The organism is Stenotrophomonas sp. YJH_SMC_40 (assembly GCF_059368615.1).
In genome coordinates, this window is record NZ_JCAFRX010000004.1 from 295,209 (window position 1) to 312,950 (window position 17,742).

At 66.7% G+C, this 17,742-nt stretch carries 12 protein-coding genes; 9 read left to right on the forward strand and 3 right to left on the reverse strand.

Going from position 1 to position 17,742, the window contains the following annotated elements:
- Positions 1 to 29 precede the first annotated feature (29 nt).
- The 9 genes from AC5P6X_RS09750 (at position 30) to AC5P6X_RS09790 (ending at position 11,980) form a co-directional block, all read left to right on the forward strand.
- Entirely contained in the window at positions 30 to 686 is a 657-nt protein-coding gene (locus AC5P6X_RS09750; protein ID WP_032967224.1) for a glutathione S-transferase family protein, read from the forward strand.
- 62 nt (positions 687 to 748) lie between these two features.
- Positions 749 to 3,028, forward strand: a complete 2,280-nt coding sequence (locus AC5P6X_RS09755) for a transketolase C-terminal domain-containing protein (protein WP_049451491.1) — start codon at positions 749 to 751, stop codon at positions 3,026 to 3,028.
- Positions 3,029 to 3,031: 3 nt separating this feature from the next.
- A complete protein-coding gene (gene asnB / locus AC5P6X_RS09760; RefSeq protein WP_049451492.1) occupies positions 3,032 to 4,975 on the forward strand; it encodes an asparagine synthase (glutamine-hydrolyzing) in 1,944 nt (647 codons plus the stop codon).
- A gap of 66 nt (positions 4,976 to 5,041) precedes the next feature.
- Positions 5,042 to 5,602 (forward strand): NADPH-dependent FMN reductase, encoded by a 561-nt coding sequence (locus tag AC5P6X_RS09765; protein ID WP_005410279.1) that lies wholly within the window; start codon positions 5,042 to 5,044, stop codon positions 5,600 to 5,602.
- Between the two features lie 318 nt (positions 5,603 to 5,920).
- Positions 5,921 to 7,351: a replicative DNA helicase gene (locus tag AC5P6X_RS09770; protein ID WP_005410278.1), complete on the forward strand. Its 1,431-nt coding sequence runs from the start codon at positions 5,921 to 5,923 to the stop codon at positions 7,349 to 7,351.
- A gap of 173 nt (positions 7,352 to 7,524) precedes the next feature.
- Positions 7,525 to 9,768, forward strand: coding sequence for a TonB-dependent receptor family protein (locus AC5P6X_RS09775; RefSeq protein WP_108270374.1), 2,244 nt, complete (start codon positions 7,525 to 7,527; stop codon positions 9,766 to 9,768).
- Positions 9,768 to 11,357: an alkaline phosphatase D family protein gene (locus AC5P6X_RS09780; RefSeq protein ID WP_108270373.1), complete on the forward strand. Its 1,590-nt coding sequence runs from the start codon at positions 9,768 to 9,770 to the stop codon at positions 11,355 to 11,357. The genes AC5P6X_RS09775 and AC5P6X_RS09780 overlap by 1 nt, the downstream gene beginning before the upstream one ends.
- 168 nt (positions 11,358 to 11,525) lie before the next feature.
- The gene (locus AC5P6X_RS09785; RefSeq protein ID WP_005410275.1) at positions 11,526 to 11,738 is read left to right on the forward strand and encodes a hypothetical protein; all 213 of its coding nucleotides are present in this window, start codon (positions 11,526 to 11,528) and stop codon (positions 11,736 to 11,738) included.
- Positions 11,735 to 11,980, forward strand: coding sequence for a hypothetical protein (locus AC5P6X_RS09790; protein WP_049402259.1), 246 nt, complete (start codon positions 11,735 to 11,737; stop codon positions 11,978 to 11,980). The genes AC5P6X_RS09785 and AC5P6X_RS09790 overlap by 4 nt, the downstream gene beginning before the upstream one ends.
- Before the next feature lie 161 nt (positions 11,981 to 12,141).
- Here AC5P6X_RS09790 and lpdA read toward each other — a convergent pair whose 3' ends face one another.
- The 3 genes from lpdA to AC5P6X_RS09805 all read right to left on the reverse strand — a co-directional run bounded on the left by lpdA (position 12,142) and on the right by AC5P6X_RS09805 (position 17,715).
- Positions 12,142 to 13,578: a dihydrolipoyl dehydrogenase gene (gene lpdA, locus AC5P6X_RS09795; protein WP_005410273.1), complete on the reverse strand. Its 1,437-nt coding sequence runs from the start codon at positions 13,576 to 13,578 to the stop codon at positions 12,142 to 12,144.
- Between the two features lie 63 nt (positions 13,579 to 13,641).
- Positions 13,642 to 14,844, reverse strand: coding sequence for a dihydrolipoyllysine-residue succinyltransferase (gene sucB, locus AC5P6X_RS09800; protein WP_043034713.1), 1,203 nt, complete (start codon positions 14,842 to 14,844; stop codon positions 13,642 to 13,644).
- A 39-nt stretch (positions 14,845 to 14,883) separates the two neighbouring features.
- Positions 14,884 to 17,715, reverse strand: a complete 2,832-nt coding sequence (locus AC5P6X_RS09805) for a 2-oxoglutarate dehydrogenase E1 component (protein ID WP_329756998.1) — start codon at positions 17,713 to 17,715, stop codon at positions 14,884 to 14,886.
- Positions 17,716 to 17,742: the final 27 nt, after the last annotated feature.

A 17,742-nucleotide genomic window follows, 5' to 3' on the forward strand; every position in this document is an offset into this window, starting at 1 on the left:
GCCGCCGGCCGGATCCGATGGAGCAGGCAATGGTGGAAGAGCGCGTCCCGCTGACGGTGCATGGCATGTCGGTCTCGGGCAATTGCCACAAGGTCCGGCTGCTGCTTGAGCAGCTCGGCAGCCGTTACCGCTGGGTGGAAGTGGACAGTGCCCATGGCCAGACCCACACGCCCGAATTCCTGGCGCTCAACCCGAATGCCAAGGTGCCGCTGATCGTCCGCGACGACGGCCGCGTGCTGACCGAGTCCAACGCGATCCTGTTCTGGCTGGCCGAAGGCACGCCCTACCTGCCCAGCGATGGCTGGGAGCGTGCGCAGGCGTTGAGCTGGATGTTCTTCGAGCAGTACACGCACGAGCCGTGCGTGGCGGTAGCGCGCTTCATCCGGGGCTGGACGGCGCCCGACTCGCCACGCCGTGCCGAACTGCCACGCCTGCACGAGCGTGCCGCCACCGCGTTGGCGGTGATGGAGCAGCACCTGCGCGAAGCGCAGTGGTTCACCGGCAGCGGATACGGCATTGCCGATATCGCCCTGTTTGCCTATACCGATGTGGCGGGCGAGGGCGGCATCAACCTGGAGCCGTTCCCGGAAGTTCGCGCCTGGCTGCAGCGGGTGCGTGCGCAGCCGCGCTTCCTGCCGATGCCGGCGGTGACCGCCGAGGTGCGCTCGCGCTTCGAGGCGGCCTGATGCCCACAGGGTAGCGCCCGGTATTGCCGGGCGGAACGCAACAACGACACGGAGGGTGTTCGATGTTCGCTGTGGTTCCGGATCCGATTCCCGCGCGCATGCGGGGGCTCAACCGCGCCGAGGTGTGCGACGTCAATTTCCTTGAGGCGGTGCGCGGGTGGCGCGGGACGCCGCGCCCGCGACCCGCGGCAGATGCTCCGATCCTGCCCGGCAGTACGCTCACCGCTGCCGCCTTCGATGAACTGTTCGACTCGCAGCTGGCCAGCCGCCAGCTGGACCTGATGGCGCGCGTGCTGCGCGTGCAGAACAAGGTCTTCTACACCATTGGTTCGTCCGGCCATGAAGGCAACGCGCTGCTGGCGCGGGCCTGCCGGTACACCGATCCTGCCTTCCTGCACTATCGTTCCGGCGCCTTCATGGCCGAGCGTTCGCGGCAGGTGCCGGGTATCGATCCGCTGCGCGATGCGGCACTGTCCTTCGCCGCCAGCGCGGATGATCCGGCCAGCGGTGGCCGCCACAAGGTGTGGGGCAGCAAGCCATTGTGGGTGCTGCCGCAGACCTCGACGATTGCGTCGCACCTGCCCAAGGCGCTGGGTACCGCGCTGGCCATCGAGAGTGGCAAGCGGCTGGGGCAGGCGCTGCCCATTCCCACCGACAGCATCGTGCTGTGCTCGTTCGGCGATGCGTCGGCCAACCACGCCACCGCGCAGACCGCCTTCAATACCGCGATGTGGTCGGCCTACCAGAAACTACCGGCGCCGATCCTGTTCGTCTGCGAGGACAACGGCCTGGGCATCTCGGTGAAGACCCCCGATGGCTGGATCGCCGAGCGCTTCAGCCACCAGCCGGGGCTGGACTATTTCTTTGCCGATGGCCTCGACCTGGCCACCGGGCACGCCCAGGTGCAGGCGGCGGTGGAACACTGCCGGCGCACGCGGCGGCCGACATTCCTGCATCTGCGCACCACGCGCCTGATGGGTCATGCCGGCACCGACTTTGAAGTGGAATGGCGCGCGCTGCCGGAACTGTGCGCGGCCGAGGCGCAGGATCCGCTGCTGCGCTCGGCGCAGATCGCGCTGGAATCAGGCTGGATGGATGCGGCCGCCATCGAAGTGGCCTACGAAACGATGCGCGCGCGCTGCATGGCCGCTGCCGCCGATGCCGAAGGCAGTGCGAAGCTGCAGTCGCTGCGGGAGGTGATGGCGCCGCTGGCACCGTACACCCCTGTAGCGGTGCAGGCCGAAGCACAGCGCGAGGTCGCTGCCGAAGCACGCGAGGCACTCTATGGCGGCGCCGAGGCATTGCCGGAACGACAGGTGCCGCGGCATCTCGCAATCCAGATCAACCATGGTCTGCAGGAGCTGCTGGCCAAGTATCCGCAGAGCCTGCTGTTCGGCGAGGACGTGGCGCAGAAGGGCGGTGTCTACACCGTCACCAAGGATCTGCTGCGCCGCTTCGGGCCGCGCCGGGTGTTCAACACCCTGCTGGACGAGACCATGATCCTGGGCATGGCGCAGGGCCTGGCCAACATGGGCATGCTGCCGATCCCGGAGATCCAGTACCTTGCCTACCTGCACAACGCCATCGACCAGCTGCGTGGCGAAGCCTGTTCGCTGCAGTTCTTCTCCAACGACCAGTACCGCAACCCGATGCTGGTGCGGGTGGCCGGGCTGGGCTACCAGAAGGGTTTCGGCGGCCATTTCCACAACGACAACTCGGTCACCGCCCTGCGCGACATCCCCGGGCTGGTGGTCGGCTGCCCATCGCGCGGCGACGATGCGGTGATGATGCTGCGCACGCTGGCGGCGCTGGCCCGGGTGGATGGGCGCGTGGCGGTGTTCCTCGAGCCGATCGCGCTGTACATGAGCAAGGACCTGCATGAGCCGGGCGATGGCCAGTGGCTGTTCGACTACCCGGCCCAGGGCCGGGCACTGGTGCCGGGCGAAGGCCGTGTTTACGGGCCGGAGGCTGGCGACCTGGTGGTCTACACCTACGGCAATGGCGTGCCGATGGCGCTGCGCGCAGCGCGGGCCATCGAACAGCAGCTGGGCTGGCAGGTACGGGTGGTCGACCTGCGCTGGCTGGTGCCGCTGGATGCCGGCTTCATCGCCAGCCAGGCCGCCAGCGCACGGCGCGTGCTGGTGCTGGACGAGGGCCGCCACAGTGGAGGGGTGGGCGAGGGCGTGGTCACCGCACTGGTCGAGGCCGGTTTCGGCCACCTGCCGCTGCGCCGGGTCTGCGGCGCCGATACCTATACCCCGCTGGCAGGGGCAGCAATGTTCGGGCTTCCAAGCGACAATGCGGTGATTGGCGCCGCCCTTGAACTGGCGCAGGAACCTTGATGCATGTGTGGATTGGCGGGAATGTTGTTGCCGGCGCCGGTGGCGTCGGCCGAGGTGCTGCAGGCGCAGGTCCTGGCCATGGGCGAGGCGCTGCACCACCGCGGGCCGGATGATGGCGGCAGCTGGGTCGATGCCGCGGCAGGCATCGCGCTGGCGCACCGTCGGCTGAGCATTCTCGATCTGTCGCCGCTGGGCCACCAGCCGATGGCCTCGTCCGATGGCCGCTACGTGATGGCCTACAACGGCGAGGTCTACAACTTCGCCGCCCTGCGTGCCGAACTGGAGCCGCTGGGGCATGCTTTCCGTGGCCATTCCGACACCGAAGTGCTGCTCGCGGCGATCCTGCAGTGGGGCATGGAAGAAACCCTGCAGCGTTGCAACGGCATGTTCGCCATCGCGCTGTGGGATCGCCAGGCGCAGTGCCTGTGGCTGGCACGCGACCGCGTTGGCAAGAAGCCGCTGTACTACGGCTGGGCCGGTGACACTCTGGTGTTCGGTTCCGAACTGAAAGCGCTGTGGCAGCACCCGGCGTTCGACAACGACATCGACCGCGACGCGCTGACCCTGTTGCTGCGGTTGGATTACATTCCGGCCCCGCACAGCATCCACCAGCGCTGCTACAAGCTGATGCCCGGCCGCGTGCTGCGCCTGGACGCCGAAGCCGTAGCGGCGGGTGCATCGGCGCATCGCCCGGAGCAGGCGCAGCGCCCGTACTGGGATGCGCGTGCACGCATGCAGGCGGCACTGGCTGCGCCGTTCCAGGGCCGCATCGAGGAGGCAGAGGAGCAGCTGGACGGGCTGCTGCGCGACGCGGTGGCGCTGCGCATGGTGGCCGACGTGCCGGTGGGCGTGTTCCTGTCCGGCGGTACCGATTCGTCGCTGGTGGCGGCGCTGATGCAGGCGCAGAGCGGGCAGCCGGTGCACAGCTTCAGCATCGGCTTCACCGATTCGGGCCACGACGAGGCACCGCTGGCCAGGGAACTGGCCACGCATCTGGGCTGCGACCATACCGAGCTCTACGTCAGCGGCGCGGATGCACTGGCAGTCGTGCCGCAGCTGCCTGCAATGTTCGACGAACCCTTTGCCGATGCCTCGCAGGTGCCGACCGCGCTGGTCGCCCGGCTGGCGCGGCAGGGCGTGACCGTGGCGTTGTCTGGCGACGGCGGTGATGAGCTGTTCTTCGGCTATACCCGCTACGTGCGCGCGCTGCGCAACTGGCAGATGCTGGGCCGCGTGCCGGGCCCGCTGCGACGCTGGATGGGCGCGCGCGCGCAGCACCAGGGCGAGGCCTCGCGGACCGGCGGACTGGCCGCGCTGTTGGCCGAGTCCGGCGCGCGTGGCATTGGCGACGTGTACCGCAACCGCATCTCGCGCTGGCGCGACCCCGCCGCGGCAGTGCCCGGCGCACAGGCCGCCGGCAGCTTCTACGACCTGGCCGATCCGCTGCACGGTGCCGGCACGCCGGCCGACGCGATGATGCTGGCCGATTACGTGACCTACCTGCCGGATGACCTGCTCTGCAAGGTCGACCGCACCTCGATGGCGGTCAGCCTGGAGGCACGCGCGCCGCTGCTGGACTGGCGCGTGGCCGAGTTCGCCTGGTCGCTGCCGCTGGGCTTCAAGCGCAGCGAAACCACCAGCAAGGTGCTGCTCAAGCGCGTGCTTGGCCGCTACGTGCCGCAGTCGATGGTGCACCGGCCCAAGCGCGGGTTCGGCGCGCCGGTCAGCGACTGGCTGAAGGGCGACCTGCGGCCGTGGGCCGAAGATCTGTTGCAGCCGGCGCGCCTGGAGCGCGAAGGCGTGCTGTCGGCGGCGGCGGTGCAGCCGCTGTGGCAGCAGTTCCTGGGCGGCCAGCGCAAGTGGCATACCCACCTGTGGAACGTGCTGATGTTCCAGGCCTGGCAGGCGCATTGGCGGCAGGTGCGGACCCGCGTGACCGGGGGCTGATCTTCACCGGACGGCACGGGCCCGGCGTCTAGGCTGGGCCTCCCGCACCGTGAGGAGTATGTCCCTATGTCCGTCCCCACCATCGCCGTGTTCGTCGGCAGCCTGCGCAAGGATTCCTGCAACCGCAAGCTGGCCCATGCGCTGGAGAAGATCGCTGGCGACCGCGCGCGCTTTCAGTACGTGCAGATTGGTGATCTACCGCTGTACGACCAGGATTTCGATGGCCAGTACCCGCCTCAGGGCACCCGGCTGAAGGATCAGGTGCGCGCCGCCGACGCGGTGCTGTTCGTGACCCCCGAATACAACCGGTCGGTGCCAGGCGTGCTGAAGAACGCCATCGACATCGGCTCGCGCCCCTACGGTGACAGTGCGTTTGCCGGCAAGCCGGCGGCGGTGATCGGCGCCTCCATCGGCCAGATCGGCACCGCCGTGGCCCAGCAGCACCTGCGCAACAGCCTGGCCTTCCTGGACATGCACGTGCTCGGCCAGCCCGAGGCGTTCATCCATTTCAAGGACGGCCTGATCGACGCCGACGGCACGATCCACAACGAGGGCACGCAGAAATTCCTGCAGGGCTACGTGGACCGGTTCCTGGCACTGATCGCGGTGCATGTGAAGGGCGACTGAGACCGATGGGGTAGCAGCAGCCAGGCCGCGGGTCGGGATCCCGGCGCGCAGCGGCGGGCCCTGGCCCCACGTTCCGCTGAGCACCGGAGCCCGTGCGCTGCACGGAATCCGACCCTGGCCGCCTGATCTGCGATAATGACCCACCCGGGCGCCGCAACGGCGCCCGTCGCAGGCACTGCGACGCCCCCGCGCCAGAGTGGCCAGGCACTGGCGGATATCCCCCGTTTCTCCACGGCTTATCCACAGGCTTGTCCATGGCTGCCGGGGTCGGCGCATGCCTACACTCGTCCGGCCCACTTTTGCAGGAAACACCGCAGCATGTCCGCTCGTTCCGGCTTCCGTTCCAACCGCAGAGAGCGCGGTGATGGCTTTGATCGTGATCGCGACGAATCGCGTATCGACCAGTTGCGCGTTCCGCCGCATTCGGTGGAAGCCGAGCAGGCGGTGCTGGGTGGTCTGATGCTGGCGCCGGAGGCCTACGACCGGGTCAACGACCAGCTGACCGAGGGCGATTTCTACCGCCGCGATCACCAGATGATCTACCGCGCGATCCGTGAGCTGTCCGAGCGCGAGCGGCCGTTCGACGCGGTGACCCTGGGCGAGTGGTTCGAATCACAGGGCAAGCTGGAACTGGTGGGCGATGGTGCCTACCTGATCGAGCTGGCGAGCACCACGCCATCGGCGGCCAACATCGTGGCCTATGCCGAGATCGTGCGTGACAAGGCCGTGCTGCGGCAGCTGATCCAGGTCGGCACCGACATCGTCAACGATGGCTTCCAGCCTGAGGGCCGTGACAGCAGTGAGCTGCTGGCCTCTGCGGAGAAGAGCGTGTTCGCCATCGCTGAACAGGGTGCACGCGGCCGTACCGACTTCGTGGCGATGCCTGGCGCGCTGAAGGATGCCTTCGAGGAACTGCGCAACCGCTTCGAGAACGGCGGCAACATCACCGGCCTGCCGACCGGCTACAACGACTTCGATGCGATGACTGCCGGCCTGCAGCCGACCGACCTGATCATCCTCGCCGCGCGCCCGGCCATGGGCAAGACGACTTTTGCACTGAACATTGCCGAGTACGCGGCGATCAAGTCGAAGAAGGGCGTGGCGGTGTTCTCGATGGAAATGTCGGCCTCGCAGCTGGCGATGCGCCTGATCTCCTCCAACGGCCGCATCAACGCGCAGCGCCTGCGTACCGGCCAGCTGGAAGATGAAGACTGGAGCCGCGTCACCAGCGCGATCAAGATGCTGAAGGAAACCAAGATCTTCATCGACGATACGCCGGGCGTGTCGCCGGAAGTGCTGCGTTCCAAGTGCCGCCGCCTCAAGCGCGAGCACGACCTGGGCCTGGTGGTGATCGACTACCTGCAGCTGATGAGCGTGCCGGGCAACAGTGAAAACCGCGCCACCGAAATCTCGGAGATCTCGCGTTCGCTGAAGGGCCTGGCCAAGGAACTGCACGTGCCGGTGATCGCGCTGTCGCAGCTCAACCGATCGCTGGAAACACGTACCGACAAGCGCCCGGTGATGGCCGACCTTCGCGAATCGGGTGCAATCGAGCAGGACGCGGACATGATCGTGTTCATCTACCGCGACGATTACTACAACAAGGAAAATTCGCCGGACAAGGGCCTGGCCGAGATCATCATCGGCAAGCACCGTGGTGGCCCGACCGGATCGTGCAAGCTGAAGTTCTTCGGTGAGTACACCCGCTTCGACAACCTGGCCCACGACTCGGTCGGCTCATTCGAATAACCGTAGTGCCGGCCGCTGGCCGGCAACCACCCCACGGCTTGCAAACCATTCAGAACGCCAATCTTCCGTACGTGGCGTGTAAATGACATGTAACGCGAGGCTTCTACGATTCCGCCGCTGCTGCTCTTCGACGCCGCCCTTCGGCGTCCAGCGTGCCCAAGGAATCCGCCTCCATGCCGTCCCACGCTCCGCTTCGCCGCAATCTGCTGGCCCTGCTGGTCTGTGCTTCGCTGCCGTCGCTGGCTGTCGCTGAAACCGCCCCCGCGACCGACGCGCAGTCGGCCACGACCCTTGATTCGATCTCGGTGATCGGCCGCGGCGAAGCCCGCCAGGTGCAGCGCGTGACCGCCGAGGACATGAAGGTCCTGCCGCCCGGTGCCAACCCGCTGAAGCTGCTGGCGGCCAAGCCGGGCGTGCATTTCGAATCGGCCGATGCCACCGGCGCCTACGAATGGTCCACCAGCATCAGCCTGCGTGGCTTCAACCAGAATCGCCTGGGCTACACCCTCGATGGCATCCCGCTGGGCAACATGGCCTACGGCAACAGCAACGGCCTGCACATCAGCCGCGCGGTGATCAGCGAGAACCTGGGCGGTGCGGAGGTCTCCACCGGCATTGGTGCGCTGGGTACGCCGTCCACCAGCAACCTCGGCGGCGTGTTCCAGTTCTACTCGATCGATCCGTCCACCGAATATGGGGTCGTGCTGGCACAGAGCTTCGGCAGCGACAATACGCGCCGCAGCTATGCGCGCCTCGATACCGGCGACCACCAGGGCTTTGCCGCTTACCTGTCCGGCGTGTATTCCGAAGGCGACAAGTGGAAGGGCAAGGGCTCGCAGGAACTGAAGCAGTTCAACGGCAAGGCCACCTACAACTTCGGCACGGACAGCAGGATCACCGCGCTGTTCAACGCTTCGCGCCGTGTCGAGGCCGACTACCAGGACCTGTCGCTGGAGATGATCGATCGCCTCGGCTGGGACTGGGACAACTACGCGCCGGACTGGGATCGCGCGGTGGCTGCTGCACGCGGAAAGTACAGTGGTGGCGTCAACAGCCCGTGGGACGCCTATTACTCCGGTCACGGCCTGCGCAATGACGATGTGTCCAGCATTGCCGGTGATTTCGGCCTGAACGAGTCGATGCGCCTGAAGGTCAACGTCTACAACCACAGCAACCGTGGCCAGGGCCACTGGTTCAGCCCGTCCAATCCGTCCAACCCGGGCACCAGCCGCGAGATCCCGATCTCGATCCGCACCACCGAGTATGCGATCGACCGCACCGGCGTGACCTCGGCGTTCACCTGGAACGTGGCGGGCCACGAACTGGAGGCGGGCCTGTGGTACGAAGACAACGGCCACAGCGTGCAGCGCAACTTCTACTACATCGACGGCCCGATCACTGACGACTTCTTCCTGCGCAATCCGGACCAGCGCGTGTGGCACCAGCGCTACACCACCATCACCCGCCAGTTCTACGTGCAGGACCGCTTCCGCCTGTTCGATGACCGCCTGACCATCGACATCGGCGCGAAGTCGCCGCACACCCGCACCCGCGTGCGCACGCCGCTGGGCAGCTATGCCAACAACAGCAGCCTGACCTCGAAGAAGGGCCTGCTCCCGCAGGCGGGCTTCAACTTCAAGCTCAACGAGGGCAACGAGATCTTCGGCTCGTTCGCCAAGAACGTGGCCGCCTACGCGCTGGGCGTGGGCAGCCCGTTCAACGTGCCGCAGGCCGCCTTCGATGCCAGCGCGAAGAACCTGAAGCCGGAACAGTCGCGCACCATCGAGCTGGGCTGGCGCGGCTACGGCCAGGGCTATGAAGCCTCGGTAGCGGTGTACGACGTCAAGTTCGACAACCGTCTGCTGGCCATCGCGCAGTGCGTGGGCATCCTCGGTTGCCCGGCGCTGTTCTCCAACGTCGGTTCGGTAACCAGCCGCGGCGCCGAGGCGACCCTGCAGCTGAAGCCGATGCAGGACCTGACCTGGTCCAACGCGCTGTCGTGGAATAACAGCACCTACGACAACGACTACGTCAACAACGGCGTGGTGCCGACCCGCGGCAAGAAGACCGTCGACACCCCGGAATGGATGTTCGCCAGCACCCTGGCCTGGACCCCGGGCCCGTGGGACCTGCGCCTGGCCGCCAACCATGTCGGCAAGCGTTACGTGACCTATACCAACGACGTGTCGGTGCCCAGCTACTGGCTGGTCAACGCTTCGGTGGCCTATGACTTCGGCAAGCTCGGCCCGGCGCAGAACCTGACCGTGGCGCTGAACCTGACCAACCTGACCGACAAGCGCTACCTGTCCTCGATCAACACCAACGGCACCTACGCCGCCGACCCGACCCGCAGCCTGGCGACCATGCAGGTTGGCGCGCCGCGGCAGGTGATGGCCACCGCCACCGTGCACTTCTGATGCGCGGCCCCGTCGATCCGGAAAGCCGTCGTCGCCTGTTGCGCATGGCGTGGCAGGGCACGGGGGCGGCGATCGCACTGGCGGCGATGCCGGGGCTGGTCACGGCCGGCCCACGCCCGCGGTTGGGGCGTGATCCGTTCACCCTGGGCGTCGCCGCCGGCGATCCGGATCCGCAGGGAGCCGTACTGTGGACGCGTCTGGCGCCGGACCCGCTCAACGGCGGCGGCATGCCATCGCGGGCGGTGCCGGTGCGCTGGTTCGTGGCCGAAGACCCGGGCATGCGCCGGCTGGTGCAGCGTGGCGTCGCCGCGGCAGTGCCCGAGCTGGCCCATTCGGTGCACGTGGAGGTCAATGGCCTGCGCCCAGGCCGCGACTACTACTACCGTTTTGCCTGCGACGGTGACGAAGAAAGCGCGGTCGGCCACTTCCGCACCGCGCCGCTGCCCGACACGCAGCTGCAGCAGCTGCGGCTGGCCCTGTGCACCTGCCAGGCCTGGAACAGTGGCTACTACCCGGTGCTGCGCGATATCGCAAAGAGTGATGTCGACCTGGTGCTGCATGCCGGTGACTACCTGTACGAGTACAGCCCACTGCAGAACGCGCGCGGACGCACGCTGGATGCGGAACGCTTCAGTGGCGAGACCGTCGGCCTGGAGCGCTACCGTGACCAGTACGCGCTGTACAAGCTCGATCCGGATCTGCAGGCCGCGCACGCCGCCCACGCGTTCGCGGTGATCTGGGACGACCACGAAGTGCAGAACGATTACTCCGGCATCCATCCGGAGAAGCCCGGCGTCTCGACGGAGGACTTTATCGTTCGCCGCGCGGCGGCCTACCGCGCGTTCTACGAACACCTGCCGATGCGTAGTACGCCTGCGGGCAACGGTGGCCTGCGCGTGCATCGGCGCCTGCGTTACGGCGATCTGGCACAGCTTGCGCTGCTCGACTGCCGCCAGTTCCGTCCGGCCAATCCCTGCGGGGTGGGCGAGTCGCTGCGCTGCGACGCTGCGCTGGATCCACGCATGAGCATGCTGGGCGTGGGCCAGGAAGCCTGGTTCGCGCAGTCGATGGCGGCCGCACGCGGCACGCGCTGGAACGTGGTGGTGCAACAGTTGCTGATGGCGCAGCTGCGGCTGGACGGTGGCACGCCGCGCGAGCGCTTCTGGAACGATGCCTGGGACGGCTATCCCGCCGCACGCAAGCGATTGCTGCAGGCGATGCAGGCAGGCGGGCAGGGCAATGCCATCGTGCTCGGTGGTGACTGGCATTCCACTTTCGTCAACGACCTGAAGCTGGATTTCGACGCGGCCAGCGTGCCGGTCGTCGCCACCGAATTCATCGCTCCGGCGATCAGCAGCGGCGGCGACGACACACCGTACGGGCCGTACTATGGGCCGTCGATAGCGCAGAACCCGCACATCCGCTATTTCGACGGTGACCGCCGCGGCTGGTGGAAGCTGCAGCTGAACCGGCAGAGCGTGGATGCGGAGCTGCGCTTCGCCGACAGCGTGCTGCGCGCCGATGCGTCGGTGCGGACTGCGGCGCGCTTCCAGGTCATCCACGGCCGCCCGGGCGCAGTGCCGCTGTGAATCCGTTCGGTCGTGCCGGCCGCTGGCCGGCAACCTGATCAATCTTCGGTTTCCCCACCACCGGATTCATCGCCCCGAGCCGGGTTTCGTCGCAAACCGTTTGCGGGCGGCCAGAGCGGGGCGCCAAGGTGTCCGCAGGCGGCAAGGTGCCGCCACAAGGAGACCGTGATGAAGACCCTGTTCGCGCTCGGCGTGTGGTGCCTGCTGTTCGTGCTGTGCTGGCCGCTGGCGATCCTCGCCCTGATCGCCTGGCCGTTCGTGTGGCTGCTGAGCCTGCCGTTCCGCCTGGTCGGCATCACCTTCTCGGCGCTGTTTGCGTTCCTGCGCGCGCTGTTCATGCTGCCCGCGCGCCTGCTCGGCGGCGGCCCGGTGGCGGCATGAGGGCTGTGTTGCTGGTCGCGCTGGCATTGCTCGCGGGGCCGGCACTGGCCACACCGGTGCCGCCGTCCGCATGGCTGGAACGCCAGCAGACCGCCGCTGCCGATGAGGCGGATGCTGCAGCGGCCAAGGCGGTCAAACCCAAGGAGCGCTGCCGGGTGGTGAAGGAGTGGAAGGCCGGTGAAACCGTGGCCCAGCACCGCATCTGTGACGATCCGCCGAAGAAGCCGGCTGGAAAGGTGTAGAACCGAGCCCACGCTCGGCTTCACGCTCCGCGGCTGCCGACCGGAGAGCCGAGCATGGGCTTGGCTCTGCAGGAAAACGGGCAACAAAAAACCCCGCCAAGGCGGGGTTTTTCGTCTGCAGGTGAGTGCCGACCAACGGTCGGCACCTGCCATGATGCCGATCAGTTCGCCTTGTGGATGGCGCGCTTGCTGACCGCCATCGCCGCGTCGTGGATCACTTCCGACAGCGACGGGTGGGCGTGGCAGATGCGGGCCAGGTCATCGGCCGAGCCACTGAACTCCATGGTCAGCACGCCTTCGTGCACCAGCTCGGAGACGTTGGCGCCGACCAGGTGCATGCCGAGGATGCGATCGGTTTCGGCATGGGCCAGGATCTTCACGAAGCCAGCCGGCTCGATCATCGCCACGGCACGGCCGTTGGCGGCGAACGGGAAGCTGCCGGCCTTGTACGGAATGCCTTCGGCCTTCAGCTGGGCTTCGGTCTTGCCGACCCAGGCCAGTTCCGGCTCGGTGTAGATGACCCACGGAATGGTGTCGAAGTTGACGTGGCCCGGCAGGCCGGCGATCAGCTCAGCCACCGCGATGCCTTCCTCGAAGCCCTTGTGCGCCAGCATCGGGCCGCGCACGCAGTCGCCGACCGCCCACACGCCGTTGACGCCGGTGTGGCAGTGCGCGTCGACTTCGATCTGGCCGCGCTCGTTGATCTTGACGCCGGTGCCTTCGGCCAGCAGGCCCTTGGTGGCGGCGCGACGGCCAACGGCCACCAGCAGCTTGTCCACGGTCAGGGTCTTTTCGCCTTCAGCGTCGGTGTAGGTGACGATGACTTCCTTCTTCTTGCCCTTGCCGGTGATCTCGGTCTTGGAAACCTTGGCATTGAGCTTGATGTCCAGGCCCTGCTTCTTGAATTCCTTGGCAGCGGTCTTGGCCACTTCGGCGTCGGCAGCCGCCAGGAACTCCGGCATGGCTTCGAGGATGGTGACTTCCGCGCCCAGGCGCTTCCACACGCTGCCCAGTTCCAGGCCGATGACGCCGGCGCCGATCACCGCCAGGCGGTTTGGCACTTCGGTGAAGTCCAGGCCGCCGACGTTGTCGACGATGGTCTCGCCGTCGAACTTGGCGAACGGCAGTTCGATCGAATCCGAACCGGCCGCGATGATGACGTTGGTGCCCTTCAGCTCGACGATGGAACCGTCATGCTGGGTGACCTTGACCACGTTGCCCGGCTGCAGTTCGCCAAAACCATAATAGGCAGCGACCTTGTTGGCCTTGAACAGCATGCCGATGCCGCCGGTGAACTGCTTGACGATCTTGTCCTTGCGGCCAACCATCGCCTCGACGTCGATCTTGGCATCCTTGAAGCTGATGCCGTGGTCGCCAAAGATGTGGCCCATGTTCCAGAACTGGCGCGAGGAATCCAGCAGCGCCTTGGACGGGATGCAGCCCACGCGCAGGCAGGTGCCGCCGAGGGCCGGCTTGCCGTCCTTGCCCAGCGCCGCGTCGATGCAGGCGGTCTTCAGGCCCAGCTGGGCCGCGCGGATGGCAGCGTGGTAACCGGCCGGGCCGGCACCGATGACGACGACGTCGAATTGTTCAGCCATTGAATTATTCCTTGATGCATTACCAGAACCCCTCCGCGCAGGCGCGGAGGGGCGGGAGGTGTCTTACAGGCCGAACAGCATGCGGCCCGGGTTTTCCAGCTGGTTCTTGATGTCCACCAGGAACTGCACCGAATCCTTGCCGTCGATGATGCGGTGGTCGTACGACAGCGCCAGGTACATCATCGGCGCGATCACGACCTGGCCGTTCTGGGCGATCGGACGCTCCTTGATGGCGTGCATGCCCAGGATGGCGCTCTGCGGCGGGTTGATGATCGGGGTCGACAGCAGCGAACCGAAGGTGCCGCCGTTGGTCACGGTGAAGGTGCCGCCCTGCAGTTCATCCAGGCCCAGCTTGCCGTCACGCGCCTTCTTGGCGTAGTCGGCGATGGTCTTCTCGATGTCGGCGAACGACATGCGCTCGACATTGCGCAGGACCGGGGTGACCAGGCCCTTTTCGGTCGAGACGGCGATCGAGATGTCCGAGTAGCCGTGGTAGATGATGTCGTCGCCGTCGATCGAGGCGTTGACCAGCGGGAAGCGCTGCAGCGCGTTGGCGGCGGCCTTCACGAAGAAGCTCATGAAGCCCAGCTTGATGCCGTGGGCCTTGACGAACTCGTCCTGCAGTTCCTTGCGCGCCGCCGACACCTTGGACAGGTCGACTTCGTTGAAGGTGGTCAGCATGGCGGTGGAGTTCTTCGACTCCATCAGGCGCTCGGCAATGCGCTTGCGGATGCGGGTCATCGGCACGCGCTCTTCCGGACGTGCGCCACCGGCCTTGCCGGCGCCGCCGTTGCGGGCGAAGTTGACGATGTCTTCCTTGGTCACCGCGCCGCGACGGCCGGTGCCGTCGACGTCGGCCGGGTTCACGCCTTCGGTGATGGCGGTGAAGCGGGCGCCCGGCGGCAGCGAATCGGCGGCCGACTTGGCGGCCGGGGCCGGAGCGGCGGCAGCGGTCGGAGCAGCAGCGGCCGGGGCAGTGGCTGCTGCCGGAGCGGCTTCAGCAGCCGGAGCCGGGGCAGCAGCCACGGCGCCTTCTTCGATGATCGCCACGACCTGGCTGGAGGTCACGGTCGAGCCTTCAGCGAACTTGATTTCCTTCAGCACGCCGTCGACCGGCGACGGCACTTCCAGGACGACCTTGTCGGTTTCCAGGTCAAGCAGGTTTTCGTCGCGCTTGACGGCGTCGCCCACCTTCTTGTGCCAGGTGGCGATGGTGCCGTCGGCGACGGATTCGGGCAGTACCGGGGCTTTGACTTCGGTGGCCATTGCGGGAGCTTCCTGGTTTGTCTTCTAACTAGGGGAGGATTATTCAGCGAACGTGTCGTTGAACGGGTTGACCAGCGCGTCGGCGATCAGCTGCTGCTGTTCGCGGACGTGGTCAGCCATGTGACCGGCAGCCGGCGACGCCGAACGTGCGCGACCGGCGTAGTGCAGGTTCTGGCCATCGGCCAGGCAGAACTGCAGGTGGTGGCGGATCTGGTACCACGCACCCTGGTTCTGCGGTTCTTCCTGCGTCCACACCACGTCGGTGGCCTTGCCGTACTTCTTCAGCTCGGCAGCCAGCAGCGCACGCGGGAACGGATACAGCTGCTCCACGCGGATGATCGCCACGTCGTCCTGGCCACGCTTGGTCTGGTCTTCCAGCAGGTCGTAGTAGACCTTGCCCGAGCACAGCACCACGCGCTTGACCTTCTTGGCGTCCGCACTGGCGTCGCCGATCAGGTGCTGGAACTCGCCGTTGGCCAGTTCGTCCAGGGTCGACACGGCCAGCTTGTGGCGCAGCAGCGACTTCGGCGACATCACCACCAGCGGCTTGCGGGTGGTCAGGTGCAGCTGGCGGCGCAGCATGTGGAAGGCCTGTGCCGGGGTGGACGGAACCACCACCAGCATGTTCTCCAGTGCACACAGCTGCAGGAAGCGCTCCAGGCGCGCCGAGCTGTGCTCCGGGCCTTGCCCTTCATAGCCATGCGGCAGCAGCAGGGTCAGGCCGGAAATGCGGCCCCACTTGGCTTCACCGGCGGCGATGAACTGGTCGATCACCACCTGGGCGCCGTTGGCGAAGTCGCCGAACTGGCCTTCCCAGATGCACAGCGTGTTCGGATCGGTGGTGGAGAAGCCGTACTCGTAGGCCATCACCGCTTCTTCGCTCAGCAGCGAATCGATGACGGTGGCCTTCTCCGGCGAATCCACCAGCTGCCGCAGCGGCATGTAGTAGTTGTCGGTCTTCTGGTCGTGCAGGATCGCGTGGCGGTGGGTGAACGTACCGCGACCGACGTCCTGGCCGACCAGGCGCAGTGCGTGGCCTTCGTCGAGCAGGGTGGCGTAGGCCAGGTTCTCGGCAAAGCCCCAGTCGCCCGGGATCTCGCCGGCGGCCATCTTGCGGCGGTCGTCATAGACCTTGGCCACGCGCGAGTGCAGCTGCACGTCTTCGGGAATGGTGTTGATCAGCTTGGCCAGTTCGACCAGCTTGTTCTTCTCGACCTTGGTCGAGACCGGGTCGGACAGCTTGCCTTCCAGCAGCTTCGGCCAATCGACGAACAGCGGGCTGGTCGGCGGGGTCTTCTCGACCTTGGCCAGCTCGGTGGTCACCTCACCGGCATCGAGCTTCTCGCGGTAGGCATCGACCATCGCCTTGCCGGCACCGGCAGCGATCACGCCTGCCTTTTCCAGCTGCTCGGCGTACATCTCGCGGGTGGTCGGGTGCTTGCGGATCACCTGGTACATCAGCGGCTGGGTGATCGCCGGCTCGTCGGCCTCGTTGTGGCCCCAACGGCGGTAGCACATCAGGTCGATGACCACGTCCTTGGCGAACTTCTGGCGGAACTCGAAGGCCAGCTGCGCGGCGAACACCACCGCTTCCGGATCATCGCCGTTCACGTGCAGCACCGGGGCGGCGATCATCTTCGCCACGTCGGTGGCGTAGCGCGTGGAGCGCGTGTCCAGCGGGTTGGAGGTGGTGAAGCCGACCTGGTTGTTGACCACGATGTGCACGGTGCCGCCGACGGCGAAGCCGCGGGCCTGCGACATCTGGAACAGCTCCATGACCACGCCCTGGCCCGAGAAGGCCGCATCGCCGTGGATCAGGATCGGCATGACCTGCTTGCGTGCGGTGTCCTTGCGGCGCTCCTGGCGCGAACGCACGGAACCGGCCACGACCGGGTCGGCGATTTCCAGGTGCGACGGGTTGAACGCCAGCGCCAGGTGCACCGGGCCGCCGTCGGTAGCCACGTCGGCCGAGAAGCCCATGTGGTACTTCACGTCGCCGGCAGAAGCGTGCTCGTCGTGCTCGAACTTGCCTTCGAACTCGTCGAACAGCTTGCGCGGGTTCTTGCCGAGGGTGTTGACCAGCACGTTCAGGCGGCCGCGGTGGGCCATGCCGATCACCACGTCCTTGACGCTATCCTTGCCGGCGCTGCGGATGATGGTGTCCATCATCGGGATCAGCGAGTCGCCGCCTTCCAGCGAGAAGCGCTTCTGGCCGACGTACTTGGTGTGCAGGTAGCGCTCCAGGCCTTCGGCCGCGGTCAGGCGCTCCAGGGTGCGGCGCTGGGTGTCAGCGTCCAGTTGGTAGTTGCCGCCGGCTGCTTCCAGCTTCTTGTAGATCCACTGGCGCTGCTCGACCTCGGAGATGTGCATGAACTCCGCACCGATCGAGCCGGTGTAGGTCGCCTTCAGGCGTGCCAGCAGGTCGCGCAGCTTCATGCGCGGCTGGCCACCGACGCCGCCGGTGCTGAACTCGCTGTTGAGGTCGGCATCGGACAGGCTGTGGAACGGCAGGCCCAGGTCCGGGGTGTTGACCGGCGCGGCCAGGCCCAGCGGATCGAGGCAGGCGTCCAGGTGGCCACGCGAGCGGTAGGCGGTGATCAGACGACCGACATTGCGTTCACGCTCGTCGCCCGCACCGTTGGCGGTGCCGGCCTTCAGCGCTTCCTTGGCCGCGTCCGCAATGTGGGAGATGACGGCCGAGTGCGGAATGTCGCCTGCTTCGCGGCCCTTGAAGCCGTCGAAGTAGGTCTTCCATTTGGGATCGACACTGTCCGGGGAGACCAGGTACTGCTCGTACAGGTCCTCGACATAGGAGGCGTTGCCGCCGGCGAGCTGCGAAGATTGCGCAAACTGCTTCAGTTGATTGTCCACGATGGAGGGTGTTGATTCGCTTTGTGG

Excerpts from the sequence above, each read along its gene's own strand:
- AC5P6X_RS09790 (WP_049402259.1), top strand. The coding sequence starts at position 11,735 with ATGAGGGCTGTGTTGCTGGTCGCGCTGGCATTGCTCGCGGGGCCGGCA.
- AC5P6X_RS09765 (WP_005410279.1), top strand. The coding sequence starts at position 5,042 with ATGTCCGTCCCCACCATCGCCGTGTTCGTCGGCAGCCTGCGCAAGGAT.
- AC5P6X_RS09785 (WP_005410275.1), top strand. The coding sequence starts at position 11,526 with ATGAAGACCCTGTTCGCGCTCGGCGTGTGGTGCCTGCTGTTCGTGCTG.
- AC5P6X_RS09755 (WP_049451491.1), top strand. The coding sequence starts at position 749 with ATGTTCGCTGTGGTTCCGGATCCGATTCCCGCGCGCATGCGGGGGCTC.
- lpdA (WP_005410273.1), bottom strand. The coding sequence starts at position 13,578 with ATGGCTGAACAATTCGACGTCGTCGTCATCGGTGCCGGCCCGGCCGGT.
- AC5P6X_RS09770 (WP_005410278.1), top strand. The coding sequence starts at position 5,921 with ATGTCCGCTCGTTCCGGCTTCCGTTCCAACCGCAGAGAGCGCGGTGAT.
- AC5P6X_RS09775 (WP_108270374.1), top strand. The coding sequence starts at position 7,525 with ATGCCGTCCCACGCTCCGCTTCGCCGCAATCTGCTGGCCCTGCTGGTC.
- AC5P6X_RS09750 (WP_032967224.1), top strand. The coding sequence starts at position 30 with ATGGTGGAAGAGCGCGTCCCGCTGACGGTGCATGGCATGTCGGTCTCG.
- AC5P6X_RS09780 (WP_108270373.1), top strand. The coding sequence starts at position 9,768 with ATGCGCGGCCCCGTCGATCCGGAAAGCCGTCGTCGCCTGTTGCGCATG.
- asnB (WP_049451492.1), top strand. The coding sequence starts at position 3,032 with ATGTGTGGATTGGCGGGAATGTTGTTGCCGGCGCCGGTGGCGTCGGCC.
- sucB (WP_043034713.1), bottom strand. The coding sequence starts at position 14,844 with ATGGCCACCGAAGTCAAAGCCCCGGTACTGCCCGAATCCGTCGCCGAC.